This window comes from Verrucosispora sp. WMMD703 (genome assembly GCF_049178935.1).
GTDB lineage: Bacteria > Actinomycetota > Actinomycetes > Mycobacteriales > Micromonosporaceae > Micromonospora > Micromonospora sediminimaris.
Map to the genome: position 1 here is coordinate 3,875,930 of NZ_JBMHMM010000004.1, position 26,007 is coordinate 3,901,936.

The 26,007-nt window shown below is 68.2% G+C and carries 23 protein-coding genes and 1 pseudogene; 7 read left to right on the forward strand and 17 right to left on the reverse strand.

Translation table 11 applies throughout. From position 1 onward, the window contains the following. Positions 1-34 precede the first annotated feature (34 nt). On the forward strand, positions 35-811 hold the full coding sequence (locus ACN26Z_RS18340; RefSeq protein ID WP_282238233.1) for an SDR family oxidoreductase: 777 nt from the start codon (positions 35-37) through the stop codon (positions 809-811). Here ACN26Z_RS18340 and ACN26Z_RS18345 read toward each other — a convergent pair. From ACN26Z_RS18345 to ACN26Z_RS18380, 8 genes are all read right to left on the reverse strand, one after another. Next, on the reverse strand, positions 787-1,902 hold the full coding sequence (locus tag ACN26Z_RS18345) for a hypothetical protein (protein ID WP_421462548.1): 1,116 nt from the start codon (positions 1,900-1,902) through the stop codon (positions 787-789). The genes ACN26Z_RS18340 and ACN26Z_RS18345 overlap by 25 nt on opposite strands. Beyond that, a complete protein-coding gene (locus ACN26Z_RS18350) occupies positions 1,899-2,984 on the reverse strand; it encodes a hypothetical protein (protein WP_282238231.1) in 1,086 nt (361 codons plus the stop codon). Before ACN26Z_RS18350 ends, ACN26Z_RS18345 begins: the two co-directional genes overlap by 4 nt. After that, positions 2,984-4,639 carry a hypothetical protein gene (locus tag ACN26Z_RS18355; protein ID WP_421462551.1) on the reverse strand — a complete coding sequence of 552 codons (1,656 nt, stop codon included), beginning with the start codon at positions 4,637-4,639 and terminating at the stop codon, positions 2,984-2,986. The genes ACN26Z_RS18350 and ACN26Z_RS18355 overlap by 1 nt, the downstream gene beginning before the upstream one ends. A 243-nt stretch (positions 4,640-4,882) precedes the next feature. Then, positions 4,883-5,329 carry a MerR family transcriptional regulator gene (locus ACN26Z_RS18360; RefSeq protein ID WP_282238229.1) on the reverse strand — a complete coding sequence of 149 codons (447 nt, stop codon included), beginning with the start codon at positions 5,327-5,329 and terminating at the stop codon, positions 4,883-4,885. Next, on the reverse strand, positions 5,329-6,828 hold the full coding sequence (locus ACN26Z_RS18365) for a SulP family inorganic anion transporter (RefSeq protein WP_282238228.1): 1,500 nt from the start codon (positions 6,826-6,828) through the stop codon (positions 5,329-5,331). Before ACN26Z_RS18365 ends, ACN26Z_RS18360 begins: the two co-directional genes overlap by 1 nt. 306 nt (positions 6,829-7,134) lie before the next feature. After that, positions 7,135-7,437 carry a hypothetical protein gene (locus ACN26Z_RS18370; protein WP_421462553.1) on the reverse strand — a complete coding sequence of 101 codons (303 nt, stop codon included), beginning with the start codon at positions 7,435-7,437 and terminating at the stop codon, positions 7,135-7,137. Next, the gene (locus ACN26Z_RS18375) at positions 7,434-7,799 is read right to left on the reverse strand and encodes a hypothetical protein (protein WP_421462554.1); all 366 of its coding nucleotides are present in this window, start codon (positions 7,797-7,799) and stop codon (positions 7,434-7,436) included. The genes ACN26Z_RS18370 and ACN26Z_RS18375 overlap by 4 nt, the downstream gene beginning before the upstream one ends. A 149-nt stretch (positions 7,800-7,948) precedes the next feature. Beyond that, positions 7,949-9,160: a helix-turn-helix domain-containing protein gene (locus ACN26Z_RS18380; RefSeq protein ID WP_421462556.1), complete on the reverse strand. Its 1,212-nt coding sequence runs from the start codon at positions 9,158-9,160 to the stop codon at positions 7,949-7,951. Between the two features lie 1,483 nt (positions 9,161-10,643). On the opposite strand from ACN26Z_RS18380, the gene ACN26Z_RS18385 reads away from it, so the two are divergent. Continuing rightward, positions 10,644-11,318 (forward strand): AAA family ATPase, encoded by a 675-nt coding sequence (locus ACN26Z_RS18385; RefSeq protein WP_421464674.1) that lies wholly within the window; start codon positions 10,644-10,646, stop codon positions 11,316-11,318. Positions 11,319-11,523: 205 nt separating this feature from the next. Then, on the forward strand, positions 11,524-11,769 hold the full coding sequence (locus tag ACN26Z_RS18390; protein ID WP_421462558.1) for a hypothetical protein: 246 nt from the start codon (positions 11,524-11,526) through the stop codon (positions 11,767-11,769). Between the two features lie 283 nt (positions 11,770-12,052). Here the strand turns inward: ACN26Z_RS18390 and ACN26Z_RS18395 are convergent, their stop codons facing one another. From ACN26Z_RS18395 to ACN26Z_RS18405, 3 genes are all read right to left on the reverse strand, one after another. Continuing rightward, complete coding sequence (locus ACN26Z_RS18395; protein ID WP_421464646.1) at positions 12,053-12,916, reverse strand: IS5 family transposase; 864 nt, start codon at positions 12,914-12,916, stop codon at positions 12,053-12,055. 935 nt (positions 12,917-13,851) lie between these two features. Next, positions 13,852-14,550: a hypothetical protein gene (locus tag ACN26Z_RS18400; RefSeq protein WP_421462559.1), complete on the reverse strand. Its 699-nt coding sequence runs from the start codon at positions 14,548-14,550 to the stop codon at positions 13,852-13,854. A 119-nt stretch (positions 14,551-14,669) separates the two neighbouring features. Further along, on the reverse strand, positions 14,670-15,011 hold the full coding sequence (locus tag ACN26Z_RS18405) for a helix-turn-helix domain-containing protein (RefSeq protein WP_421462560.1): 342 nt from the start codon (positions 15,009-15,011) through the stop codon (positions 14,670-14,672). 54 nt (positions 15,012-15,065) lie between these two features. On the opposite strand from ACN26Z_RS18405, the gene ACN26Z_RS18410 reads away from it, so the two are divergent. Both ACN26Z_RS18410 and ACN26Z_RS18415 read left to right on the forward strand, forming a co-directional pair. Further along, the gene (locus ACN26Z_RS18410; protein ID WP_421462561.1) at positions 15,066-16,148 is read left to right on the forward strand and encodes a GlxA family transcriptional regulator; all 1,083 of its coding nucleotides are present in this window, start codon (positions 15,066-15,068) and stop codon (positions 16,146-16,148) included. A gap of 14 nt (positions 16,149-16,162) precedes the next feature. Further along, positions 16,163-16,342 (forward strand): annotated as a pseudogene (locus ACN26Z_RS18415) (hypothetical protein); the annotation flags it as partial. A 330-nt stretch (positions 16,343-16,672) separates the two neighbouring features. On the opposite strand, the gene ACN26Z_RS18420 reads toward ACN26Z_RS18415, so the two are convergent. Genes ACN26Z_RS18420 through ACN26Z_RS18430 form a run of 3 tightly spaced genes read right to left on the reverse strand, consistent with a single transcriptional unit; the run spans position 16,673 to position 19,910 of the window. Continuing rightward, a complete protein-coding gene (locus ACN26Z_RS18420) occupies positions 16,673-19,048 on the reverse strand; it encodes an ATP-binding cassette domain-containing protein (RefSeq protein WP_421462562.1) in 2,376 nt (791 codons plus the stop codon). Then, positions 19,045-19,455: a VOC family protein gene (locus tag ACN26Z_RS18425; protein ID WP_282238222.1), complete on the reverse strand. Its 411-nt coding sequence runs from the start codon at positions 19,453-19,455 to the stop codon at positions 19,045-19,047. The genes ACN26Z_RS18420 and ACN26Z_RS18425 overlap by 4 nt, the downstream gene beginning before the upstream one ends. Before the next feature lie 5 nt (positions 19,456-19,460). Continuing rightward, positions 19,461-19,910, reverse strand: a complete 450-nt coding sequence (locus tag ACN26Z_RS18430; RefSeq protein WP_421462563.1) for a helix-turn-helix transcriptional regulator — start codon at positions 19,908-19,910, stop codon at positions 19,461-19,463. A gap of 155 nt (positions 19,911-20,065) precedes the next feature. Here ACN26Z_RS18430 and ACN26Z_RS18435 point away from each other — a divergent pair, with 155 nt between their 5' ends. Next, positions 20,066-20,587, forward strand: a complete 522-nt coding sequence (locus tag ACN26Z_RS18435) for a hypothetical protein (RefSeq protein ID WP_421462564.1) — start codon at positions 20,066-20,068, stop codon at positions 20,585-20,587. Further along, on the forward strand, positions 20,571-23,297 hold the full coding sequence (locus tag ACN26Z_RS18440) for a M48 family metalloprotease (RefSeq protein WP_421462565.1): 2,727 nt from the start codon (positions 20,571-20,573) through the stop codon (positions 23,295-23,297). Before ACN26Z_RS18435 ends, ACN26Z_RS18440 begins: the two co-directional genes overlap by 17 nt. 30 nt (positions 23,298-23,327) lie before the next feature. Here the strand turns inward: ACN26Z_RS18440 and ACN26Z_RS18445 are convergent, their stop codons facing one another. From ACN26Z_RS18445 to ACN26Z_RS18455, 3 genes are all read right to left on the reverse strand, one after another. Next, positions 23,328-23,990, reverse strand: a complete 663-nt coding sequence (locus ACN26Z_RS18445) for a response regulator (protein ID WP_421462566.1) — start codon at positions 23,988-23,990, stop codon at positions 23,328-23,330. Beyond that, a complete protein-coding gene (locus tag ACN26Z_RS18450) occupies positions 23,987-25,120 on the reverse strand; it encodes a sensor histidine kinase (RefSeq protein WP_282238217.1) in 1,134 nt (377 codons plus the stop codon). The genes ACN26Z_RS18445 and ACN26Z_RS18450 overlap by 4 nt, the downstream gene beginning before the upstream one ends. 229 nt (positions 25,121-25,349) lie before the next feature. Then, a complete protein-coding gene (locus tag ACN26Z_RS18455; RefSeq protein WP_421462567.1) occupies positions 25,350-25,964 on the reverse strand; it encodes a DUF305 domain-containing protein in 615 nt (204 codons plus the stop codon). Positions 25,965-26,007: the final 43 nt, after the last annotated feature.

Consider the following 26,007-nt stretch of genomic DNA (forward strand, 5'->3'; position numbering starts at 1 on the left):
GTCGAAGACCTGTACCCATCCGAACGGAGAAGCCATGAACGACGCCCCGACGAACGCTCCCGTCCTGGTCACCGGCGGCACCGGCACACTCGGCGGGCACGTCCTGCCGCGCCTGAGCGCGGCGGGACACACCGTACGGGTACTCAGCCGCAAGACCCACCGAGGTGTCGACGGCGTCGAGTACGTCACGGGCGACCTGCTCAGGGACGAGGGCATCGAGCCTGCTGTGGACGGTGTCCACACGCTGCTGCACCTGGCCGGCGGCCCGAAGGGCGACGACCGGGCCACCGCCAGCCTGATGCGGGCCGCCGTCCGAGCCGGGGTACGGCACGTCGTCTACATCTCGGTCATCGGTGCCGGCCGGGTTCCGATCGGCTATTTCGAGGCCAAGCACGGCGCGGAGCGGGCGGTAAGCGAGTCCGGCGTGCCGTGGACGACGCTGCGGGCCGCGCAGTTCCACGACCTGGTCTTCACCGTCGTGCGGAAGCTGGCAGCCCTGCCGATCGTGCCCGACCCGAGGGTGATCCGGTTCCAGCCGGTCGACTCCCGAGACGTCGCCGACCGGCTGGTCGACCTGGTCCAGGGCGTTCCGTCCGGTCTCGTGCCCGAACTGGCGGGACCGCAGGTCTACCCGCTGGCCGAACTGATCCGCAGCTACCTCGCCGCCCGCGGCGGGAACCGGCCCTTCCTGCCGGTCCCGGTGCCCGGGGCGGTCGGCAGGGCGTACCGCCACGGCCACAACCTCACCGTCGACGGCGTCACCGTCGGCACCCGCACCTGGGAGGATTACCTGGCCGAGAAGTTGCGCTGATCGACCTCCGGCCACCGGAACCCGGCCGGCTGGCGGCGACCGACGGTCGCCCCGTCATCGGGCAGCGGGCCGGCCGGGTCCGCCCGCAGGTCGACGCGGATCCCTTCCAGGATCACACCGGATGCCTGCTCGACGACGATGGGCGACCGAGGACGCCGCGCCTCGCCGGGCCCGGCCGTAGCGAGCGGCAGCGGCACGAACGTGCAGTCCCGGACCACCACGTCCCGGTATTCGAGTACCCGGAACGAGTGGTCGATCTCGCTGCGTCCCCAGCCCGCGATCCGGACCGCGTACAACGGGCCGTTCCAGGCCACGTGGGCCCCCGCGACGCGGATACGCGCGCCGACCGGGTTGTCGCCGGCGGAGTGGAACCGGTCCGTGTTGTCGCCGGGCAGCAGCCGGAAGCCGATCTCGACCTCGCTCAGGTGGACCCGGTCCACCGTCACGTCGTGCACCGAGCTGAGGTAGAACCCCTCGAAAGCGTCGGACACGCTCAGGTCACGGAGTTCGAGGTGATGCGGATGGTACGAAGGCCCGACGATCGAGTCGACCCCGTCGCCGACCGCACCCCAGTGCACGGCGATGCCGGTGCAGCCACCGACGATGGAGACGTCGCTGATCGTGATGTCGCGTACCGCGCCCATGACGGCGACGCAGTTGGCGGCGCGCTCGTCGCGGCGCTCGACCTGGACGCGCCGGATCTGGATGTCCTCGATCCACTCCGCCCCGGCCGGGTACAGGTAGTTCCCGATGGTGATGGCGGTGCCCCGGTCGCCGCCGTGCTCCCCCGGCGCGCACGGCGGCGGGCGGAAGCCGATGTCCTGGACGGTCACCCGTGAACCCAGCACGTGGACGATGGGTTCGCCGGCCGACGAGGACGACGCCAGCCACGTGGTCACCGGCCCGTTGCCGTGCGCGGCCCCGGTCAGCGTCCAACCCGAGCCGAGCACCACTCCCCGGTCCAGGGTGAAGGTGCCCGCCGGCAGCCGCAGGGTGCCCCCGGGCCCGGACGCCAGGATCTGTTCGAGCGCCCGCCGGTTGGCCGCTGGATCAGCAGTGAGGGTCAGGTCGTGGTGGTTGTGCTCGGTCACCTGTGACACTCCAACTCGACGAGCTGGCAGACGGTCTCGGCGACCCGCCGCCGTACCGCCGGGTTGTCTTGCTCGGCGAGCCCGACCAGCACCGGACCGGGCGCCGTACGCTCGACCACCACGTCGAGGGTGTCCTCGCCCTGCGGCGTGGCGCTCACCCGGCACTCGGTGCCGTCGACCAGATGGACGCCCCGGACCACCAGCCGGTCCGGTTGCGGCGGCCGGGTGAACGGCGACGCCTCGAACAGCGCGTATCCCGCCCCACGCTGCGCCACCCGGAACGCCTTCAGCACGGTCTGGCCCTGCTGGCGGCGCAGCCACTTCTGGCTCGGCTGTCGCACCGCTGCCGGTGGGGCGGTGGCGGCCGCGATCCGCAGCCGGCACCGTACGGTGGGGTCGTCGGCGTTGACCACGATGAACCGCGACCGGGGGTGTCCCTGTCCGCGACCTCGCGCCCCGACCAGACCTCCGGCGCTGACGAGCCCGGCGAGCTGGGCGGCGGCACCGGCGAGTCGAGTGGCATCACCGCGCTGCTCGGCCGCGTCGATCGCGACGATCTCGACCTGGTTGATCCGTACGCCGATCGCCGCCAGCGGGCTGAGCGCGGTCGACGCCCACGACGGCAGCGTGCCGTCCACCACCTCGATGATCAGGAGGCCGTCGTCCCCCACCTCGTCGGCCCGCAGGTCGAACTCCACCCAGGCGTGGGCCTCCACCATCCGCAACCGCCCCCGTTGGCGGCTGATGACAGCGGCGGCCCGGTCCGCGCCCTGGGCCCGGACCATGACCAGTCGCGGCAGCTCGCGCATCCCCCGAGCCGGTGCCGCCGCCCGCGACCAGGCGGTCTGTGAGGCACCGTCGATGTGCAGGTCGACCCGGACGCGAACCGGGCGGCCGTCGGTGCGTACCTTGAGCACGACCGCGCCGGACCCGCCCTGGACCCGGCCCACGATCGCCACGCCCCGGGCGACCTGGTCGGCGAGCAACACTTCGGGATCCCCACCCGAGGTGAACGTCGCGGGAAGCTCCCGGGCCGGGATCGGCTCGTCGAACTCGGTGGCGAACCAGGCGCCGATCGCCACTACCGGACACCTCCCGGCACCTGGAGGTCGGTCCGGGTCAGCACCGGCTCACGCCGGGTCCACATGCGCTCGACGGCCTCGAAGACCGGGTCCGCGTCGCTCTCGATGTGTCGGAACGACGTCCGCACCGCGCGCAGCAGGTAGTCGGCGGGCCACACCTCCCAGTGCGGCACCTGAGGGGTGAACAGGTCCGTGGCGCTGCGGTAGAACCACAACCACAGGCGGGCGCGCTCGACCTGCTCGGCGGAGATGATCTCCTCGCCGTTGAGCATGGCGCTTATCGCGGCGTCGAGTGCCTTCCAGTAGGTCTCGGGATCGTTCACCACCGTGGACAGACCACACTCGCTCCACTCGGACCAGCCGGCCTGGATCACCGGGATGCCGTACGCGGGCAGCTCGTTGCTGACGCTGCCGCGCACGGTCACGCCCAGGTCGACGAGGCTCCACAGCCCGTTCTTGCTCAGGTCCTTGCTGGGCTGGAACACCATGTGCCGGTGCCGGGCGTACCGTCGGGCGACCGAGTCGAAAAAGTCGGTGCTGTCGTAGCGGAACTGGCTCGGATGGTCCTGGAACAGCCACTGCACCTCGGTGGCGGTGCTGGCGAACTGGGCGGTCTCGGCGAACCAGTCGGCCAGCGTCGGGAAGGACTGGTGGTTCGTGCCCGGCGCGTCGGACACCGCGTGGTTGAACACCGCCACCACCGGACGAGCCGGGTCGAACCCCAGGCGGGCCGCGAAGTGCGTCCGCAGCCGGGCCCGCTCACCGCTGTTGGTGATGTCGACGGAGGCGCTGGCGCCGCCCCGCCACCAGCTGGGCCGGCCCAGGTTGACCTTTGACCGCCAGGCGACGAGTTCGGCGTTGCGCCGCACCTCGTTGCGTCGTGACCACACCCGCTGTTCGAAGAAGGCGCCAATCTGGTGAGTGAGTTCACCACGGAAGGTGTGCTCGCCGGTGTCGTTCTCGGGGAACAGCGCGTACGCCTTGAGGCAGCCGGTCTGCTGGGTGTGCACCACGGGTACCCCGGCCCGTCGGGCGGAGTCCACCGCGAGCCCCCAGTGGTCGTAGTCGACATGGCTGGTGACAAGCGCGACCACCGAGCCGCTGCCGAGCAGGGCGTCGTAGGCCGAGGAGATGGCCCGGGCCAGCGCCTGCCGTCGCCGGTAGCGCGGGTCGACGGCGGGGTTCTCCGGCGGCCGGGGCCGCTTGGTCACCCGGCAGTAGGTGGCGCTGACGAACTCGGCGAGGGTTTCCTCACTGATCGGCGCGCCGGCAGGCAGCGGCCGTCCGAACAGCTCCACCGGCACGGCACTCGGCGTGGCGGAGTTGGCCGGCCCCTCCACCAGGCGGTACAGGTCGATGACCTGGCTGGCGCCGTAGGCGGCCGCGATCCGCTCGACCAGCTTCACGTCGAACTCGGTCCACAGCGCGTCGTGCCACATCTGCTCCACCCCGGTCACCACGACCAGTTGAGCCGGGACGATGCGGCGGATCGCGTTGGCGACCGACAGGTTACGCATCGCCACCCTGATGTCCTGGTGGAACACCTCGACGACGAGGTAGTTCTGGGACGTCGTGGAGCCGAGGTTCTTGCGCCAGTAAACGTCAGCGGAATCGAGGAAGGCCTCGAACTCCTTCTTGTCAGCCCCGAGCCACACCCGAAGAACCGCCTTCCCCCGCATACCCGTCTGAGCGCTGTGTCTGAATTCGTTTGGCGCACCGCGACACCCGCCGGCAGGCCCGGCGCGACTCACGGAGACCGCAAGGTACCGGCGCCGAGAAGAGTTCAGGTTGACATCGCATGGACAACAGGTGGCCGGGACGGCATCAGCAGTGAACCTCAGCAGGCTGACACGCGGGTCCGCCGTGGGCGAGTGGCCGAAACGTCCTGGGCAGTGCAACTAGTCCGGGCGAGTGTGCTTGTCGATCCGCTGCCGCAGGGTGTCGGCGAAGCCTTCGGCGGTGGCCAGCTGTTCGCGGAGTGCGTCGACCCGCGTGGTGGCGAGGGTGTGGAACATGGCGAGCCGGTCGAGCAGGGCGCGACGTTCGTCATCGTCGGCAGCGGGCAGCGCGTCGAGGATGCCGAGCAGGTCGCGCATCTCGTCGAGGGTGAACCCGAGGGGTTTCATCCGTTTGACCACCCCGAGGCGGTCCAGATCGGGTTCGGTGTAGAGGCGGAAGCCGCCGTCGGTCCGGGCCGACGGGACGATGAGCCCGACCTGTTCGTAGTGACGGATGGTGCGGATGCTCAGGCCGACCCGTTCGGCGGCCTCGCCGATCTGCATGAGTCGGTCGGGTGCCGGGCCGCTGGCGTGTCGCGGCCCGACGTCGCGTCCGGTGAGGGTCATCAGTGGCCCGCGCTGAGGGTGCCGGCGAGGCTGCCGTGAATTGCCGCGCTGGGCTTGTTCAGTTCGACGATCTCGACGGTCTTGCCGCGGTCGGCGTACTTGGTGGTGATGGCGTCCAGGGCGGCCACGGAGGAGGCGTCCCAGACGTGCGCCCGACTCATGTCGATGACCACCTTCTCCGGGTCGTTGGCGTAGTCGAACTGGTAGACCAGGTCGTTGCTGGAGGCGAAGAAGAGTTCGCCGTGCACCGAGTAGATCCGGGTGCCGCCGTCGGGGTCGAGGACGCTTGTGACCTCGACCAGGTGGGCGACCCGGCGGGCGAAGATCACCATGGCGGTGAGCACACCGGCGACGACGCCGATGGCCAGGTTGTGGGTGACCAGGGTGGTGGCGACGGTGGTGACCATGACCAGGGTCTCGCCCAGCGGCATGCGCTTGAGCGTGGCGGGGGCGACGGAGTGCCAGTCGAAGGTGGAGACCGCGACGATGACCATCACGGCGACGAGGGCGGCCATCGGGATGGTGGCGACCACGTCGCCGAGGGCCACGACCAGGATGAGCAGGAAGACGCCGGACAGGAACGTCGACAGGCGGGTCCGGGCGCCGGACGCCTTCACGTTGATCATCGTCTGGCCGATCATGGCGCAGCCGCCCATGCCACCGAAGAAGCCGGTGACGATGTTGGCCACGCCCTGGCCCCAGGACTCGCGGGTCTTGTTGGAGTGGGTGTCGGTGATGTCGTCGACCAGCTTGGCGGTCATCAACGATTCCATCAGCCCGACCAGCGCGATACCGACGGCGTAGGGGGCGATCAGGGCCAGGGTCTCCATCGTCCAGGGGATCTGCGGCAGGCCGAGGGTGGGCAGGCTGTTCGGCAGTTCGCCCTGGTCCCCGACGGTCGGCACGGTCACCGCGGCGACCACCGTGATCACGGTCAGCACGACGATCGCGACCAGCGGCGCCGGCACGGCCCTGGTGAGTCGGGGCAGGCCGACCATGATCACCAGAGCGAGGGCGACGAGGGGGTAGACCAGCCACGGCACCCCGAGCAGGTACGGCACCTGCGCGGCGAAGATCAGGATGGCCAGGGCGTTGACGAACCCGACCATCACGCTGCGCGGGATGAACCGCATCAGTTTCGCCACCCCGAGGGCGGCCAGCAGCACCTGGATCGCCCCGCCCAGGATCACCGCCGCGATCAGGTAGTCCAGGCCGTGCTCCTTGGCCAGTGGTGCGACGACCAGGGCGATCGCGCCGGTAGCCGCGCTGATCATCGCCGGGCGGCCACCGCAGATCGAGATGACCACGGCCATGGTGAACGAGGCGAACAGTCCGACCCGTGGATCCACCCCGGCCAGGATCGAGAAGCTGATCGCCTCCGGGATCAGGGCCAGGGCCACCACCAGCCCGGCGAGGACCTCGGTCCGGAACACCTTCGGCGACAGCCAGGACGGGCGGGACAGACGCGGCCGGGCGACCGCGGACAGCATCGAAGACATATAGCCGTTTCCACTCAGGGTGCACGCGTCCGGCGCACACACGATGCCGCTCCCCCGGCAGGGAGCGACGTGATCTGCACATACCAGTGCCGGTCGGACGTTTCCGGACCGTTTCCGGGCATCGTCGCCCGGAAGGAACCGCTCAGGAAGGAGACCGCGAGGGGCCGTAGCCGCACCTCGACGACCAGCACCGAACCTACCCTCCGGAGAGGGTAGGTTTCACCCCACGGTGATGATCATCACGATTGAATGGCGAAGGCCCACCGCCGGGTGTGTGAACCCTCGGCGAGCGGGTCGGATCGAGCTTCATACGAGTTCATTCGGCCTGGTGACACTCTTTCCCCGTTCGGCCGGCGTGGTTGCTGTACTTCGCTGCTGTACTTCCGCCGGCTGCCGGGTCCAGCCGATGAAGCGGCGGTGCAGTGCGCCGGCCGGTGCCCAGGGCAGGTCCTCGGCCGCCTGGACAAGATAGGCACCGAGGTAGAGCGCCAGCGACACCGGCGCGTCGGCGTACTCCGCGCGTAGCTCCCGCCGCCGCGTGGGGCACGGCCACGGCAGGTCGCAGCCACCGCAGCTCCAGATCGGCAGCACCGGCCCGTGGGTGGTCACCGCACACCGCCCAGGAAGCGGGCGACGCTCGCGCGAGCCTGCCGACTGGTCGCCCAATCCACCTGCCAGCAGGGGTACGGCGACAGCCGCGACCACCACGCGCGGCGGCCGGCGCACATGCCGTCGAGTCCTCGAACGTGCACCGCGAGGATCGTCCGCTCCGGGCTGCCGATCACTGCTCGTTCTCCTGCGGCCAGTGGCCCCGGTTGATCGGTATCCGGTGCCGGGCACGGCACGGCACGTCGGCACCGCAGCGACAGACGCGCCGCCAGAGCTGCCAGGACCAGACCGGCCGATGCCGTCGGGCGAACGTCAACGCGGTGGCCGACAGGTACTCGTCGTACGAGACGCGCCGCACGCACCCTCCCTCGTCGCTCAGGAGGGCAGCCTCTTCGCCCTCTGATTGAGGGGGACGCGGCGACCGGGCGTGACTCGCGCCGCCCGCCGCATCCCGTAAGCGAGAAGCTACGATCGGCTGCGCGATGGAACGGGTAAGGTTCCTACCTCTGGATCACGAGACGAGACCGACTCGGACCGCGAGGTCACGAGCGTCATCCCGGGTGGCACGCGGGCCGTCGAGCAGGTCCAAGGTGATCTGGCGGGCGTACCCGTTATAGCGGATCGTCTCCGGGGCCGACTCGTACGCCTGCCGCAGCGTCGCCACTGTCGCTTCCGTGTCGTCCCTGCCGTAGTGCGCCCGCGCGACCTCGATCAGATGGCGTGCCCGACGCGGCCTCGACGGGATCGCCGCCGCATCGTGGCGGCGGGCCTGCCGCACCGCCTCGCCGGACTTCTGCAACTCCACCGCCACGGTCACCGCGTGAGCGCCCATGATGACCCGGGAAAACGATGTCTGCGGTTGGTAGAAGCTCTGGGGCAGACGCTGCGCCACCCGATCCGCGCGGTCCCAGTACCGCCAGGCCCGCCCTTCCTCACCGGCACGAGCGGCCGTGTACGCGGCCTCGAAGTTCAGCGCACCCCACAGCGCCAACAGATTCGTGCTTCCGTCGACCGTCGCCGACTCCAAGGCGGACAGCACGTCCAGCGTCACCGCCATCGCGGTGTCCCAGTCCCCGGCGTCCCGATGCACCTGACACAGGAACCACCCCGCACCGGCCAGCGCCTCCGGATCACCGGACTCCTGCGCCGCCACCATCGCCCGATCCGCCACCCGCCACAACAACTCGGCCGCCGGCTGGTACGCGATGAACATCTGCGCCAACCCGAGCGTCTCCGCCAACAGCGCCTGCGCCTGCCGCCGATCGTCGCCCTCGTAGGCCAACACGGCACGCTGCACATCCCGCAGCAACCCCGGCAACAACCCGCCCAGCACCGTCCGGTGATCCGACGCCTGATGACGCGCCCGCCACGCCACCGCAAGCCGCTCCCGCAAACCGGACAACGACTCCGCCGAGGCGTCACCGGCGAACGCGACACGGTTCACCGCATCCCGCACCGACGCCAACGCCGGATGCTCCGGCCCATTGACCACCGCAGACCGATCACCCAACTCCACAGCCAAGGCAGACACGTCGACCTTCAGAGCACGCGCGATCCGATCCAACATGTGCAGACGCGGCGGCAAAATCCGATCGGTCTCCACCGCCTTGACCCACTCGGCGCTACGACCCACCAACCCACCAAGCACCGCCCGAGTCTTCCCCGACCGCTCCCGGTAGACCTTCAACCGCTGCCCGAACGTCAACTCCGGCAAGGAATCCACCCGGAACCTCCTCGCGTAGCCCCGGACGCACCACCGACCCATCAGGCCGCAGACACGCCCAACGCTACCGATCCGCAGGCTGCCTCATAACCCCTTACACGCCGGCCACCTCCGCATCCCGGCAGGCACCCCGACCTTTTCGCTTGTAAAGCCTAACTTGATCTTTAACCTCTGCCGGCATCGTGCACACTGATCACCAGACAGCCCTTGGTTTGCGATCTTCTTCCCTCGACAAGAGGAATGATCGATCAAGGGCTGTCCCCATGATCAGCCGGGGTCGACGCCACCGCCCAACAGGTTAAAGATCAAGTTAGAGTGGGTGGGCTGATGTTCCAGCTTCGGTCATCCGACCTGCCTTCACAGCCGGCTTGGGTTGCTTCCCTCCGCTGCTGTACCACTACCAACCGGCGACAGCCCTCAACCTATCGCCGTCACCACCGCCCACCATCTTGGACTTGACCGCGCGTGCCAGCGAGCTGGCGAGCCGGCGCCGAGGGCCAGCGCCGCTCGAAGCCGACGAGCGGGCAACTTTGCCTCAGCGACGCGCTCAGGCTCCTGCTGCCCGGCAAGCGGGATACATCGACGGTCCCAGAGCCTGAGCGAGTTAAGTGCTCAAGGGCACCGGAACGGGACGCCGAGGCATAGGATGGTCCTTCGTTCCTCCAACCTCTCACGAGGGGATGAGCTTGGTGCAGCGATGAGAGTGTCAATAGCCAACCTCGGACCAATAAGAAGTGCAAGCGTCGAGTTAAACCGCCTAAACATCTTCGTGGGCCCCAACAACTCGGGCAAGTCGGTCGTAGCAACGACGATCTACGCAATCCTTCCGCATCCCGGAATTGAAGCATTCCTACGCAGCGTCAGAGGGGCCCGAGCGATATTCGGTCAACTCTCCGAAAGAGACCGAACTAGGGCAGGCGCGTTCCTTTACGAGGCTTTACTTCAAGGCGATAAGGCTCCGGAGTGGGAGTCGATCCCCGTTGAGATACGAGGCACTATCGAGCATTTGCTAGAGACGGCTCTGCGGGAGTACGGCGACATCGCACTGCAGGAGGTTGAGCGAGTACATGGCACCAGCCTTCCCGCACTCCGCAGAGCTGCGGTCCACCCTTCCAAGCCCACTAGGGCCACAATCACCATGGAAATGGCGAGGCCGAAATGGCAAATTAGCATAGTCGCCGGAGCCCGCTCCCGGAGAGTCAACATCAAGCCACCTCGCTTGGACGAACTCTGGCATCAATGGAGCAATCTCGGCTGGAGCCGTTTTGGGCGCAGCGCCGGCTCAGCCAGACAACTGCCGGGATCCATTCTCATCCGGGAACTCATTACGGCCCTCGCCAGACACTGCTTTCGGGAGTTTCCTCGCCACGCTCGATACCTCCCGGCCGCACGTTCTGGCTTGATGCACGCTCACAGGGCACTCTCCGCATCGATAATGCATAGCTCTTCGTGGGCGGGCCTCGCAGAGATGCGGATTCCCACCATGACGGGAGTCGTAGCAGACTTTTTAGCGGAACTAATTCAATTGAACCCGCAAGATCCCGTGCCGACTCAGCGAAGCACCCGAAGCAATCGGCCGGAGATTGCCGACATGCTTGAGCAAGAAATTCTGCACGGCACAGTTGGACTGCTAACCAACCCCTTAGGCTATTCCGAGGTTTACTTCCAAGAGGGCGACGCACAGTACCCGCTCTTTCGAACCTCGTCGATGATCTCGGAGCTAGCGCCTGTAGTTCTCTATCTCCGGTACGTACTCGGGAGAGGCGACCTTCTAGCACTGGAAGAGCCCGAGGCGCACCTGCACCCTGCAAATCAGGTCGCATTCGCCCGCAACATAGTTCGACTTGCAAATCGAGGAATCCAAACGGTTCTGACAACTCACAGCGAGTTCTTTCTAGAGAAACTTAACAACTCAATCGTCGCGGAGTCTCTCGGAGACGAAGCCGCCATGGAGGCGGGATTTGACGAGGAAACCCGAATTCGTCACACCCGCGTAAGCGCATATTTCTTTGAGCCATCAGCAGACGGAACGGTTGTCAGAGAACTACCCGTAACGGCTAGCGACGGAATCGGTGAGGTCGGCTTTGGAGAGGTCGAGGAATCGCTCTACAACGAGAACATCGCGCTTGCCGAGAGCGCGGCGGGCACCGCGAAGTGAATTCCTCAATCAAGTTGCACCACATGAGCGATGCTGCACAGCTTCCAGCTACAGCGAAAGCGGTTGTTCAATCGTTCCTCCGACGGACAAGGCGCAGTGGATTTGCATCTCAGGCACCCAATATCAGGCCACACACGAGAGGGAGATTCGGCTCGCCGACCTCTTGATGTTTTGGGAGCCAAATCAGGGGGATCGGCGCGTTCTCGTGTTCGAACTCAAGGGCGGCAATGGAGTTAGAGTTAACCACGCTCTTGAGCAGCTGCAGAAAGGGGCCGAGGTGGCAGATAAGCTCAACCCAAAAACCTCCACCGAATTCAGCGCATACCTCGTCAAGAAAAGCCTTTCGGCAATCCAGATTCGGCAACTCAGACGTGCTACCGTCCGTTATCGTGGAAAGAGCTACAGCATCAAGCTGATTAACTGCGGGCAAAGCGTGGATTTGCTGCGGTAGACGCGGGTTTGCTGGCCCTGGTCTGCTCGGCTTGCCTGGGTCGGTGGCTGGCGGGATGGCACCCTCACCGACCACAACCGGAACAGTTCGGCGACTCCATCCTGGAGTCGTCTGGCCCCCGCCGGAGGCAGCTCTAACCCCAACCCCGCCCCCACCCCTACGCCCCTCCCTCACCTTCACCTCGGACCCCGTGAGCGGCGGACGGATTCCGTTTGGCAACTCGCCCCGGCCGATCGCAGACCGGTCCGGCTTGCACCTAAGTGCGTGTTTGAGATGGGGTTGATCAGGTCTGGTTGAAGGTGCGGCGGGCTTGACGCCGTGCCGGTCGGCCGCGGGTGATGCGGCGGGTCATGCCGGTGATGGCGGCCCAGCGGATGAGGGCTTCGGAGACAGTCGGGTGGCGTTCGTAGTCGCGGGCCAGGCGGCGGCAGGCGGTGAGCCAGGCCAGGGTGCGTTCGGCGACCCAGCGGCGGGGGTGGACGGCGAAGCCGCGTTGGTCGGCGGGTTTGCGGACGATCTCCAGCGTCGTGCGTAGGGTGTCGCGGGTCCAGTCGACCAGCCGTCCGGTGAAGCCCTGGTCGGCGTAGACGTGCCGGATCGGGGTGAGCATGTAGGCGTGGAGCAGGGCGGTCTTGGCGCCGTCGCGGTCCTGCCATGACGCGGCGAGCACGGTGACGGTGACCAGCAGGCCGAGGGTGTCGGTGATGATGAACCGCTTACGGCCGTTGATCTTCTTGCCCGCGTCGTAGCCTCGGGTGTCCCGGCCGACGGTGTCGGCGCCCTTCACGCTCTGGGAGTCGATGATCCCTGCCGACGGCTGCGACTGACGGCCCTGCTGCACCCGTGCCTTGATCCGCAGTGTGGTCAGGAGTTCCTCGGTCACGCCGGCTTCTTCCCACCGGGTGAAGTACCAGTACACCGTCTGCCACGGCGGCAGATCCGCCGGCAGGTACCGCCACGGACACCCCGACCGCACCACGTACAGGATCGCGTTGACGAGCTCCCGCCGCGGATGCTTCTCCCGGCGGCCGTCCGTGTTCGGCTCCGGCAACAACGGCTCGATCAGCGCCCACTGGGCGTCAGTCAGGTCGGAAGGGTAGCCACGGCGCGCAGACACCGCGCCACCCTGCCCGCCCCACCGCTGGATGTCATGCCGCCACGCCGTCCACAACAGACCTTCTCAAACACGCTCTAAGCGTTTACAGATCCGGGAGCTTGTCAAAACCAAGGGGGAAGTAGAAAGGCTGCTGGCGGCTTTTGAACAGGTAGAGAGAATCGATGTGCTCCGTTCCGCTATCCCGGCCACCATCGACACGGCTACTCTTGAACCCTCGGTGATTACCGACGACACGGCTCGCGAGTTTGCGAATTCGCTGGCCGAGATTCCTAGCGCTTGGGTATGCTCGAGCTCCGTAGCGTTTCCTTCGACACGAGCACGACTGAAATCAGCATGAACGGTGTCCCACGTGCAACGCATGGAAAGGGAATGCGGGCGGCCCTACACGCCGCGTTCACCGTCGGGCTGGCACAGTGGTGCATCGAACGGGAACTCCCACATCCCGGTTTCGTGGTTCTTGACTCTCCGCTACTGACATACAAGGAGCCGGAGGACTCTAAAGACGTGGGGCTAATCGAAAGCAATGTCGCGGACCATTTCTTCCGCTACCTCGACACTTCTTCAAGGGGCAGGCGGTTGTCCTTGAAAATATTGCACCGCCATCTCAGCAAGGCAGCGCAGGTGTACGAGTTCACGAAAGCCGACCACGGATGGTATGGGCTCTTTTCCCGCCGGGTTGCAGGCTAGCGGTTGGCCAGTATAGCCGGGACTTGAACCCTTAACCCCTCCGGGGGTCTGTGGATCATCTCATTTCGGGTGGATCGGCGTCCTGACCTGGGCCGGGTCTCTCGTTGCGCGGCCGGCAAGAAGTGGCCGTTCACCAGCGACAAGGCTCAGGCGGAAGCAGAATTCAAAGAGATGTAGGTTATCATGCAAAGAAATGATGGCGCGAAGTGCCGAGGTTGAAGCGGCAGGGGAAAAGCTTGGTCGTCGGGCGACCCGTGCGATGTGGTACCCGCAGCGAACTATCCGAGATTCCTAGCGCGATCAATCCCGAACCTACGATCACCCGCGGCAAGTAGTAGATCCTCCACGGAAAAACTCTCGACTATCGCCGCCCTGAGATTGCGGATTGCACCCTTAACTTCTTTTAATTGGACGCGAGGGTTCCGCTTCTCGAGATAAGGCTTCACGATCACAAACGCTTCCCGACCCAAGGGTTGGGTCGTATCGATGGCGGGCGAAAAGACCAACCCCAAAAGCGTCGGTCCGCCCTCGATATACTCCGTCACTATCGGAAGTCTTCGACGATGCAGGGAATGCATGAGTGTCTGTACTGCGCCGATCTTAGAGGAAAGAAGGTGCTGGAGCTGCCTGTATGACTCATCGTCGAGGACTACCATGAGCGCGGCATTTCTCCCCAAAAGCGAGATCGTGCGCGCCAAATTTATTTCTTGCTGTGCAAGCTCGCTGGATATCCTATTCCGGTGCTCCGCTTCTGCGTGGCTCAGCTCGAAGCCACCGTTATTCGATTCGACTTCCTCGACGTAGCCTTCCAGCTCTTCGATGATCCGCTCAGCAGACACAACTATCTCATTAAGACGAATGTATACCATCAGCAAGGTTGCCCCGATATCTTGGAGACGTTTGTCCCGCCCCCTCCGTGCCAGAGCAGGCGCAACTCGCGAAAGTACGTCCACAAGCGCTTTCAAGATCTCAACCACGAGGCCCCCCTGAGGCGGTTAGCGCTGAGGTATCCATGATGGTGTAACCCGACCGCGGGGTTCAATATGCGATGTCTTGAGCGAAGACGCAGAGCAGCTGCGCGAGGTCCGAGCCTCATCTATCCTCCCAATCCACCTGCCAGGAAATATCTTCTGCCATCCCGTCCGCCGTCGGCCCGCCCCGTGGGAGCGGGCCGCCGCCGGCCCGCCATGTCAAGCGGGCCATGACGCCCGTTCGGACGCTGGCGGGTCGGGCGGGGGTTTGCTCGGCTTGCCGCCCGCCCGCTCACTCCGGACGCCTCGGCCAGCTCCTCTATTGTCAGCCCGGCCGACCGGCGCAGCTCCCGCAGCCGTGGCCCGAACGACAAATCGGTCACCGTACCTCCTGGAACCCGGCGACCTGCCGGTCCCGTGGTCACACTTGCAACACTGATTGGCGCGGCCCATCTGTCCGGTTTCATGGCCGCCTCTCCGACCAGACCGTTCCCTCATCGTCAATGCTGGTGGGAAGGGCGATGACCGTCCCCACAGCGCACGCCATACTCGCCTCAGTTGAGGCCAAGGGGGTGTTCGTGGCACGCCATCGTGTGGCGGTAGTCGTGCTCGGCGGCACCTTCGTCCTGGACCTGGCCGTGGCCGTCCAGGCGTTCGGCCCCCGCCCGTCCGTGTTCTCGAAGATCCGTGACGAGCCGGAGCCCCCGTACGACGTCTTCGTCTGCGGTGCGGCGCTGACACCCACCTCACTCGGTTTCACGATCGGTGACCTGCGGCCGGTGGAGTGGATCGTCGACGCGGACACCGTCGTGATCCCCGGGCTGGAAGCGCCCTGGGCACCTCAGAATCCCGCCGTCGTAGAGGCCGTGGCGAAGCCGTGCAGCACGGGGGCGCGGCTGGTGTCGCTGTGCGCGGGGGCGTTCGTCCTCGGCCAGGCCGAGGTGCTCGACGGGCGCCGGGTCACCACGCACTGGGCGCTGGCGGAGGAGTTCCGCGAGGCGTGCCCTCGGGCCCACCTCGTGGAGCACGCGCTGTATGTCGAAGACGGCCAGATCCTGTCCTCGGGCGGCATGCTCGCGGCGGCCGACCTCTGCATGTACCTGCTCGGGCAGGACCACGGCCAGTCGTATGCCAACGACGTGTCCCGGGTGCTCATCAGCCCTCCGCACCGCACCGGCGGGCAGGCGCAGTACGCCAAGGCGGCGCACCGGCCGGCAACCGGCTCGCTGGTACCGGTCCTCAACTGGCTGACCGACCACCTCGCCGAACCCCTCACCCTCGAAGACGTCGCCGCGCGGACACACATGAGCCCACGCACCCTGGTGCGACGGTTTCGGCTGGAAACAGGTGAGAGCATGTCAGGCTGGATCGCGCGACGCAGGGTCGAACGGGCATGGGCTCTGCTCGAGGACTCGGACCTGTCGGTGACCAAGGTGGCTTACGCTGCCGGCTTCGGCTCAACCGAGTCGTTGCGCCGGCACTTCCTCGTCCACATCGGCACCAGTCCCCGATCCTACCGCAAGGCGTTCCGTCCACGGAACTCCACCTTGGCCGCCCGGCAAGTTCCGGCGCGCGGCCCGGCGTTCCTGTCCGGCGACCGATGAACAGTTGAACAAGAGCCACCGCCGTCGGGACCGACGACTTCCGTGGGCTACGCCGACTCGCCGAGCGCCTCTGCAGCGACTCCGTCGCCGGCATCGTCATCTTTACCGGAACCTCCACGCTGCCGTTCGGCGACAGACTCCGCGCCATGCCGGTCAGTGCCCTGTGGCAAGTTTCCGTCCCGACGGCAGACTGACCTCGCCCCGCAGGTCGCTCCTCAGGCGGCCAGGGCCACTGAGGACCGAAGGGTGTGGTCTGCTGATCTTCGGCAAGCGAGCACAGCAACGCGCGCGTGCGACCCACTAACACGAAGACAAATTAGGGACCCGCAGGTAGTCGGCCTTCGGCTACAGATAGAGCGTCATCTTAGGAAAGGGGGGCGCTCACCGCGCAAACCCGTCTCCGTCAGTAGATACCTGGGCTGACTGGCTGTAGTGGACTGACAAGCAGGTCCTGCTGCGCCTTCCCTGATCATCAGGTGATCACGGCCGCTACCTGCTTGGTGATCCTGGGATCGAGGTGGCTTTCAGGCGCCCACGTAGGCGGCGAGGTGTTCGCCGGTGAGGGTGGACCGGTCAGCGACAAGATCGGCGGGGGTGCCCTCGAAGACGATCCGACCACCGTCGTGACCGGCGCCCGGCCCCAGGTCGATGATCCAGTCGGCGTGGGCCATGACCGCCTGGTGGTGTTCGATGACTATCACCGACTTGCCGGAGTCGACGAGCCGGTCGAGCAGACCGAGCAGGTGCTCGACGTCGGCGAGGTGCAACCCGGTGGTCGGCTCGTCGAGCACGTAGACCCCGCCCTGCTCGGCCATGTGGGTGGCCAACTTGAGCCGCTGCCGCTCACCGCCGGAGAGAGTGGTGAGCGGCTGCCCGAGGCTGAGGTAGCCGAGGCCGACCTCGGCGAGCCGGTTGAGGATGCGGTGCGCGGCCGGCGTACGCGCCTCGCCGGACCCGAAGAACTCCTCCGCCTCGCTCACCGGCATCGTGAGCACTTCGGCAATGTCCCGACCGCCGAAGCGGTATTCCAGGACGGATGCCTGGAACCGCTTGCCCTCGCACTCCTCGCACACCGTGGCGACGCCGGCCATCATCGCCAGGTCGGTGTAGATGACGCCGGCACCGTTGCAGTTGGGGCAGGCGCCTTCGGAGTTGGCGCTGAACAGCGCCGGCTTCACCCCGTTGGCCTTCGCGAACGCCTTACGGATCGGATCGAGCAGCCCGGTGTACGTCGCCGGGTTGCTCCGCCGCGAGCCACGGATCGCGCCCTGGTCGATCGACACCACCCCGGCACCGGGCGGGATCGACCCGTGCACCAGCGAACTCTTGCCCGAACCGGCGACGCCGGTGACCACGACCAGCACCCCGAGCGGGATGTCGACGTCGACGTCGCGCAGGTTGTGCGTCGACGCCTTACGGATCGGCAGGTGCCCGGTGGGCGTACGCACCGACTTCTTGAGGGTGGCCCGGTCGTCCAGGTGTCGGCCGGTGAGCGTACCGCTGGCCCGCAGTCCCTCGACGGTGCCCTCGAAACAGACGGTGCCGCCCGCCGTGCCGGCGCCGGGGCCGAGGTCGACGACGTGGTCGGCGATGGCGATCGTCTCCGGCTTGTGCTCCACTACGAGCACGGTGTTGCCCTTGTCGCGAAGCCGCAGCAGCAGGCGGTTCATCTGCTGGATGTCGTGTGGGTGCAGCCCGATGGTCGGCTCGTCGAAGACATAGGTGACGTCGGTGAGCGACGAGCCGAGGTGGCGAATCATCTTGGTGCGTTGCGCCTCGCCGCCGGAGAGCGTCCCGGACGGTCGGTCCAGGCTGAGGTAGCCGAGCCCGATCTCGACGAAGGAGTCGAGGGTGTGCTGCAACGACGCCAGCAGCGGCGCCACGGAGGGCTCGCGCAGCCCGCGTACCCACTCGGCGAGATCGCTGATCTGCATCGCGCAGGCGTCGGCGATGTTGACGCCCTTGATCTTCGAGGAGCGGGCCGCCTCACTCAGCCGGGTGCCGCCACAGTCGGGGCAGGTCGTGAAGGTGACAGCCCGTTCCACGAAGGTGCGGATGTGCGGCTGCATCGCCTCGACGTCCTTGGACAGGAACGATTTCTGGATCTGCGGGATCAGACCCGCGTACGTCAGGTTGATCCCGTCAACCTTGATCTTGGTCGGCTCCTTGTGGAGCAGGTCGTGCAGCTCCTTCTTGGTGTACTTGCGGATTGGTTTGTCCGGGTCGAAGAAGCCGCTACCCCGGTAGATCCGGCCGTACCACCCGTCCATGCTGTAACCGGGCACGGTGATCGCGCTCTCGTTGAGCGACTTGCTGTCGTCGTACAACGCGGTCAGGTCGATGTCCGTCACCCGCCCGGTGCCTTCGCAGCGCGGGCACATGCCACCGGTGATGCTGAAGCTCCGCCGCTCCTTCGTGGTGGTGCCGCCACGTTCGATGGTCACCGCGCCGGCACCGCTGATAGAGGCGACGTTGAAGGAGTACGCCTGAGGCGACCCGATGTGCGGCTTGCCGAGCCGGCTGAACAGGATCCGCAGCATGGCGTTGGCGTCGGTGGCGGTGCCGACGGTCGACCGCGGGTTGGCGGCCATCCGCTCCTGGTCGACGATGATCGCGGTGGTCAGCCCGTCGAGGACGTCGACCTCCGGCCGGGCCAGGGTCGGCATGAAGCCCTGGATGAACGCGCTGTAGGTCTCGTTGATCAACCGTTGCGACTCCGCCGCGATGGTGCTGAACACCAGCGAGCTCTTGCCTGAACCGGAGACGCCGGTGAACACCGTCAGCCGGCGCTTCGGCAGCTCGACGGTGACGTCCTTGAGATTGTTCTCCCGGGCGCCCTGCACCCGGATCAGATCGTGGCTGTCGGCGGCGGGTGGTGCCGACCGGTTGTCCCTGCTCATCGCACTTCCTGGATACGGATCATGTTGCCGGCGGCGTCCCGGACGGCGCAGTCACGAACCCCGTACGGCTGGTCGGTCGGCTCCTGCACGATCTCGGTGTCGCTGGCCTGCAACCGCTCGAAAACGCTGTCGAGGTCGGGCGTGGCCAACAGGATCGAGGCGTAGGTGCCCTTGGCCATCATCTCGGTGATGGTACGGCGCTCCTCGTCGGTCACGCCGGGGTCGGCGGCCGGTGGATGCAGCACGATCGAGGTGCCGGGCTGACCGGGTGGGCCGACGGTGATCCAGCGCATGCCCTGGTAGCCGACGTCGTTGCGGACCTCGAAACCGAGCAGATCCCGGTAGAAGGCCAGGGCGGCGTCCGGGTCGTTGTGCGGCAGGAAGCTGGCGTGAATGGTGATGTTCATGCCGGTCACGCTAGCTGCGACGCGAGGGCCGCTGCTTCTCGATTCCTGACCGGTCTGGTCACCTGTTTCACCACGCAGGAGGGCATCCCCTTCGTCGCACGGGCCGCGTCGCGCCGGTAGACGCTGGGCGGCACGCCGACCAGTTCGGTGAAGCGGGTGCTGAACGTGCCCAGCGACGAACAGCCGATTGCGAAACAGACATCGGTGACGCTCAGGTCGCCACGGCGCAGCAGCGCCATGGCCCGCTCGATGCGCCGGGTCATCAGATAGCCGTACGGGGACTCGCCGTAGGCCAGCCGGAACTGGCGGCTCAGGTGCCCGGCCGACATGTTGACCCCACGGGCGAGGGCCTCGACGTCCAGCGGCTTGGCGTACTCCCGGTCGATGCGGTCGCGCACCCGACGCAGCCGGGCCAGGTCGTCGAGACGCTGTTCGGTGGTGGATCTGCTGGTCACCTGAGCGATCGTGCCACGTCGGTCCGACAGGCGGCGAGTGCGGCGGCCCCCAGGCGCGCCGTTCGGGCGGATCACGGGGCCCTACCGGGCCCATAGCGCACGGTAGTCTGTGGCGGACCTGCCGTCCGTGCATGAGGTGCCTCGGGGAGCCGGCGTTGACGATCGAACCCACCCATCCACCGGCGGCTGTCAACGGCTCCGAGGCCGTGATCCGGTTGGCCCGGGAGGTGAGCGGGCGGATCGCTCCGGAGGAGTCGGGCATCTTCGACCAGGTGGCGGCCGTCTGGCGGGCCGGGTTGGCGCAGCGCCGGGCACCGGGCGGCGGGGTCGGTTTCGGCATCGAGGACGCGTTGGTCAGCGCGATCGTCATCGAGGTGGTGGCCGCATCGATCCTGGACGTGCTGCGTCTCGGTGCCAGCACCGTCCGGTCGCGGTGGCGGCGGTGGCGGGTACGAGGCCGGCGCAGACCGTCTGCGAGCGAGCTGGACCGCGCCGCGCTGCCGGCGGTCGACGGTCGGGTCGTCCTTACCGCCGCCCAGGTGGCCAGGTTGCGTTCGGTGGCCCGGGGACACGCGATGACGCTCGGGCTCAACGAGGCCGCCGCCGACCTGCTCGCCGACGCCCTGGTCGGCGCGGTTCACCTCGATACGGCGCCGCCGGATGACACTCACCCCTGACCAGCAACGGCCCCGGCCGCTGTGGTGGCTGTACGGGCTGATCGCGGTCGCCCTCACCAGTCTGGGAGTGGCGGCCGGCAATCTGTTCTTCCGCGGCACCCTGTCCCTGCTGATCCCCTACGACCTGACGACGACGCGCTGCGAGGCGCTGCACCAGGGCTCCCTCGACGCGTTCGGCGACTGCGCGGCAGAGCAGCTGCGCGTCCACGGATTTGTGGTCGGGTCAGCCGCACTGGTCCTACTCGCCGGAACGCTGGCTCTCGCGGTGGTCGTACCGTGGTGGGATCTGCGCCGGTTGGGTCGCCTCGGTCGGCTCGACGTCCCGCCGGCCCAGCAACGCTTCGCCGAGCTGTGCCAGCGGCAGGGGCTGTCTGGTGGGCGTACCCCTCGGTTGTGGGTGGCCGGGCCGGCGGTGCGCCACGCCTTCACCACCGCCCTGCCCGGCCGGCGACCCACCGTGGTGGTCCCGGCGCGGCTGGCCCTCGACGCCGGTGACCGGTTCGACGCGGTCGTCTCCCACGAGATCGCGCATGTGCTGGCCCGCGACGTCAGTCTGGTCTCGACGATCCGGGGTCCGGCATGGTTGGCTCCGCCCGCCGTGGCGCTGGCCGGCGTTCCCTTTCTGAACCTGTTCGGGGTGACACCACGGCGGGTCGCGGCACAGCTCGGGGTCGCGCTGCTGGCGGTGGTCGTGACGCTGCTCGCGGCCGCGCTGCTACGGCTGCGCGAGTACGAGGCCGACCGCTACGCCGCGAACGTGGGCGCCGAGGCCGCCCTGACGGCGTCGTTCGCCCGAACGGCGCCGGCAGCGCGGCAGCGACAGATCGGCTGGGCCCGCCGGTCGCTGGCCCGCCATCCCGAACCCACGGACCGGATACGCGCCCTGCGGCAACCGGCGTCCGGCTACGAGGGCGGGTTCGCGCAGGCACTGGCGGTTGGCTTCGTCGCGGTCGCCGCCATGTACGCCACCCTCGTGCTGGTCTACTTCGGCGATCCACAGTGGTACGGGTGGGGCAACGGGGTTGTCCCGGTGGCGGCCGGTGTCGCCGTGCTCGGGCTGCTGTTTCCATCCCTGCTGCGGCGGGCCCGGCTGCCGTACCGGGGATGGTGGCGGCCAGTGCTCGGCACCGGTGCCGGAGTCGCCGCCGGAGCCGCGTTCATGCCTGTCGTGTTTCTGGCCAGGCCACTGCGCTACCCGCCGACGCAGCCGGGTGACCCGGCGCGGACGGCACTCTCCGTGCTGCTGCTCACGCTGGTCGCCGCCGGGGTGGTCGCGCTCGCCGCCCACCTGGCCGAGCTGGCGGCCCGCCGGGGGCGGCCGGTCCACGCCGGCCTGGCCGGGTGCGCGGCCGGACTGACCGCCGTCGCCGCGCTCTGGACCGTCGGTCTGGTGGCCGCGGTCCTGCACGATCTCGACGACCTGCGGTATCTGCTCACCTACGGGCTGGCCAACCAGCCGTGGCCGGCGCTCGCCCTCGGGCTGCTGCCGGTCTACGCGCTGCTGTCGCCGCGGCGCCTGCCCGGAGGACGGCGGTCGTGGCTGGTGGCGCTCGTCGCCGCAGGACTCGGCGGCACTGCGGCGATCCTGGTGACCGCGGAGGGTGCCGGCCTGACCGACCAGTTGCGGGCGCAGCAGCAGCGGTGGTGGCTCTGTGCCGCCGCCGGCGCGGTGGTCCTGGTCGTCGTGACGCTGAGCACCGCCTGGCCGTACGGCTGGGCGCGGGGGGTGCTCGCCGCGACCGCGACCACCGGCACCGCCACGGCGGCGCACTACGGGTACGGCCGGCTGACGGATCGGCCGACCGAACCGGACATGTTCGCCATGGACGTCGCGGTCGCCCCGCTCTGGCTCGGTCACGCCGTGCTGCTGCTGGCCGTGCTGCTGATACCGCTCAGCGCCGCTCGACGCCGGCCGATGATCGCCGAAAGCGCGACGCGGGGCCGCGCCACACCGGCCTGGGTGAGTGCGACGGCCGCGCCGACCGCGACGGCGGTACTGGTCGCCGCCGTCGCGATCGTGGTCGTCAATGTCGGCGTGCCCGGTGGCGTCGCCATCAACGCCGGCCAGCGCCGGCTGGCGGACTTCGACAGACGGTACGAGGTGGCGCAACGGGTGCTCACCGCCGAACAGGCCGACCGGGCCGCCCAGGCCAGCGTGCAGGTGATCCCGTTCAGCTGGCGCGTCGTCCAGTCCGCGCCGGCGGGGCAGGGCATCGCGTCCGGGCCGGTGGCCGTGTCCGTCCCAGAGTGTGAGCCCCTGGTCCGGGAACGGTTCCTGACGGTGGGCGAGCCCAGCCTGCGCACGACCGGCAAACGGACCTACACAAGTGAACCGGCGGACGGTGAATTCCCCTACAGCGACCTGACCGTCACCGTCTACGCGTACGACGCCCCGGTGGGCGAAGCCGTGCTGACCGCTGCCCGGGACGCCCGGCGGGCCTGCCCGTCGTTCATCCTCGACGACTTGCTCGACGTCGAGGTCCGGGCCGCCAGCGCGCCGATAGTCGGCGAGCTGAGCTGGCGGTACGACAGCACGATGACAGCTGGTTTCGCCGATGGCACCACCGTCACCGCGGACAACGCGTACGTGATGATGGCGGTCGGGTACGCCGTCGTCACGGTGTTCATGTCAGCCTGGCAGGAGCCGCTGGACGAGCACCTGCTCCGGCTGGTCCTGACGACCGTGGAGCATCAACTGCTTGAACCGTGACCGGCTGGTGTGTCCGGGCTGTCGTCGAGGTCAGTGGTCCCGGGGCGACACCAGGCCGGACTCGTAGGCGATGACCACGAGCTGGGCTCGGTCACGGGCATGCAGCTTGGTCATCGCCCGGTTGATGTGGGTCTTGGCGGTCAGCGGGCTGATCACCAGGCGTTCGGCGATCTGGTCGTTGGACAGGCCCTGCGCCAGGAGGACGACCGTCTCCCGTTCGCGATTGGTCAACTCCTTCAGTCGCGCACCGGTCGGTCTCCGCAGCGGCTCGGTGACGTACCGGTCGATCAGCTTGCGGGTGATCGACGGCGCGAGCAGGGCGTCGCCACGGGCGGCCACCCGGACGGCGTACACGAGATCCGCCGGCTCGATGTCCTTGACCAGGAAGCCGGCGGCACCGGCGCGAAGCGCGTGGAAGACATGTTCGTCCAGACCGTAATTGGTCAGGATGACCACGTGCACGCCGGCCAGCGTCGGATCCGCCGCGATGTGCCGGGTGGTCTCGATGCCGTCCATGACCGGCATCTGGATGTCGACGAGCGCGATGTCGGGCAGGTGCTTCCGCGCCAGGGTCAGCGCCTGCTGGCCGTCGGCGGCCTCGGCCACCACCTCGATGTCGTCCTCGATGTCGAGCAGCGCACGGAATCCGCTGCGCAGCAGCGGTTGGTCGTCGACCAGCAGGACGCGAATCATGCCGCGCCCACCGGAAGTTCGGCGTGGACGGTGAACCCGCCCTCGTCGCGTGTCTCGGCCCGCAACAGTCCGCCCAGAGCGACGACGCGTTCCCGCATCCCGAGCAGTCCGACGCCCGGTGCCGCCGCCCGGCCCGGCACGCCGTCGCCGTTGTCGTCCACCCGGATCGCGAGGGTGCCCGGCCGGTAGTCGATCCGCACCGAGGCCGTGGCGGCGGAGGCGTGACGGGCGATGTTGGTGAGGGATTCCTGCACGATGCGGTAGGCGGTGCGGCCCACCGCGACCGGCACGTCGGGCCGTTCTCCGTCGATCGTCAACGTCGCGTCCAGGCCGGCCATCCGGGCCCGTCGCACCAGTTCCGGGAGCTGGTCGAGCCCGGGCGATCCGGCGGTGCCGTCGGCGCGCAGCGTCTCCAGGGTCGCGCGCAGTTCCCGGGTCGCCTCGCGGCTGGCCTCGCGGATGGCCGAGAGCGCCTCCGGCACCGGCTCGCCGCGCCGGCTGGCCAGGTGCACGGCGACCTCGGCCTGCACCTTGATTATCGAGATCTGGTGGGTGAGGGAATCATGCAGTTCCCGCGCGATGTGCAGCCGCTCCTCGTCGGCGCGGCGCAGTGCCGTCTCCTCCCGGGTGCGCTCGGCCTCCTCCGCACGCCGCTCGGCCTGCCGAAGCGCCTCACCCGCAGCCCCGGCGGCGATCAGCCAGGCCACTTCGAGCGCGTCGCGGGCCCGCGCGAGTGCCTCGCCGACGGGTAGTCCCGGTGGTAGGACCAGAGCCGCGAGCGGAAGGGAGACCAGCATCGCGACGGCCGCCACGACCGTGACCACGCGGTGTCCCGCGCGTACGGCCGCGTAGACCGCGAACAGGAACGCGACGGCGGGCAGCTCGATGCCGGTGGCCTGGTGGCCCACCGCACACACGCCGGTGACGATCAGCACCGCGACCGGAGCTCGTCGACGCGCCGCCAACACCAGGCCGCCGGTCACCAGCCACGCGTAACCGAACAGGTCCGCCCCGGTGGCGGGGCGCGTTGCGGACAGTCCGGCGATCAGTAGCAAGGCTGTCACGCCCACCGCGATCGCCCAGTCCCCGACCGCGGCGCGCCTGAGGATCCGCCCGCACCGCTCGCTCATGGGCGCACCCTAACCGGCCGGCGCGGCCCGGCGACTCCTGCTCACGGACGACTGGCCGGCTACCACGTACGCGGTAGTGGGGCGGCGGCTACGGCGTTGGTGGCAGCCGGTCACGCGGCGCGCTCGGAATCGCCGCACCGGTGACCAGGTACATCGCCGCCGACCCGGCCGCCGCCGGAGGGGTGAGCATGAGCGCCGGCCGGATCACGGTCGACGGCGGGGGTCGCCGTCACTGTCGTGCAGCAGGCACCGGGGGAAGCGTCGGTGCCCGGTCCAGGTGGTCGAGCCGAGCGAGGTCGGCGGTGCCGGCCCGGACCACGGTCGCGGCCAGCCCGGTGGCTGCCGGGTCGGACCCGCCCTGCTGTTCGGCGCTGGCGATCCGCACCGACTGCGTCAGATGCGCCCGCAGGTGCCCGGCAGCCAGGCGGTGAAACGTCCGGCCGGTGGCCGAGCGCAGCGCGGTAAGTTCCTCGTCGGTGACCATGCCGGGCATGTCGTGGCCCTCGTGCGGATTGGCCACCGGTGCGCCGGAGTCGGCCAACAGCCGCCGGGACCGGGTCAGGTGGATACGTTCGCTGGTCTCGATCCGGGTGGCGAGCCGCCGCCAGGCCGGGTCGGTGGTCCGGTCCGGCACCAGGTCGAGGATCGGCAGCAGCCGTTCGGCCATGGCCACCGACAGTTGAAGCCAGGCGATGTCGGTGGCGCTGAACTGTCCGGCGGGTGGTGTTCCCGTGGTCGATGGTGTTCCGGTGGTCGGTGGTGTTCCGGTGGTCGGTGGTGTTCCGGTGGCGCACCCGGTGGCGAGCAGCAGCGCGGCGAGCAGCGCGGCGAGCCGAGGTCGCACGCGGCCTCCTTCGCGTCCGCCCGGCGGCGGGGCGGTACGACCG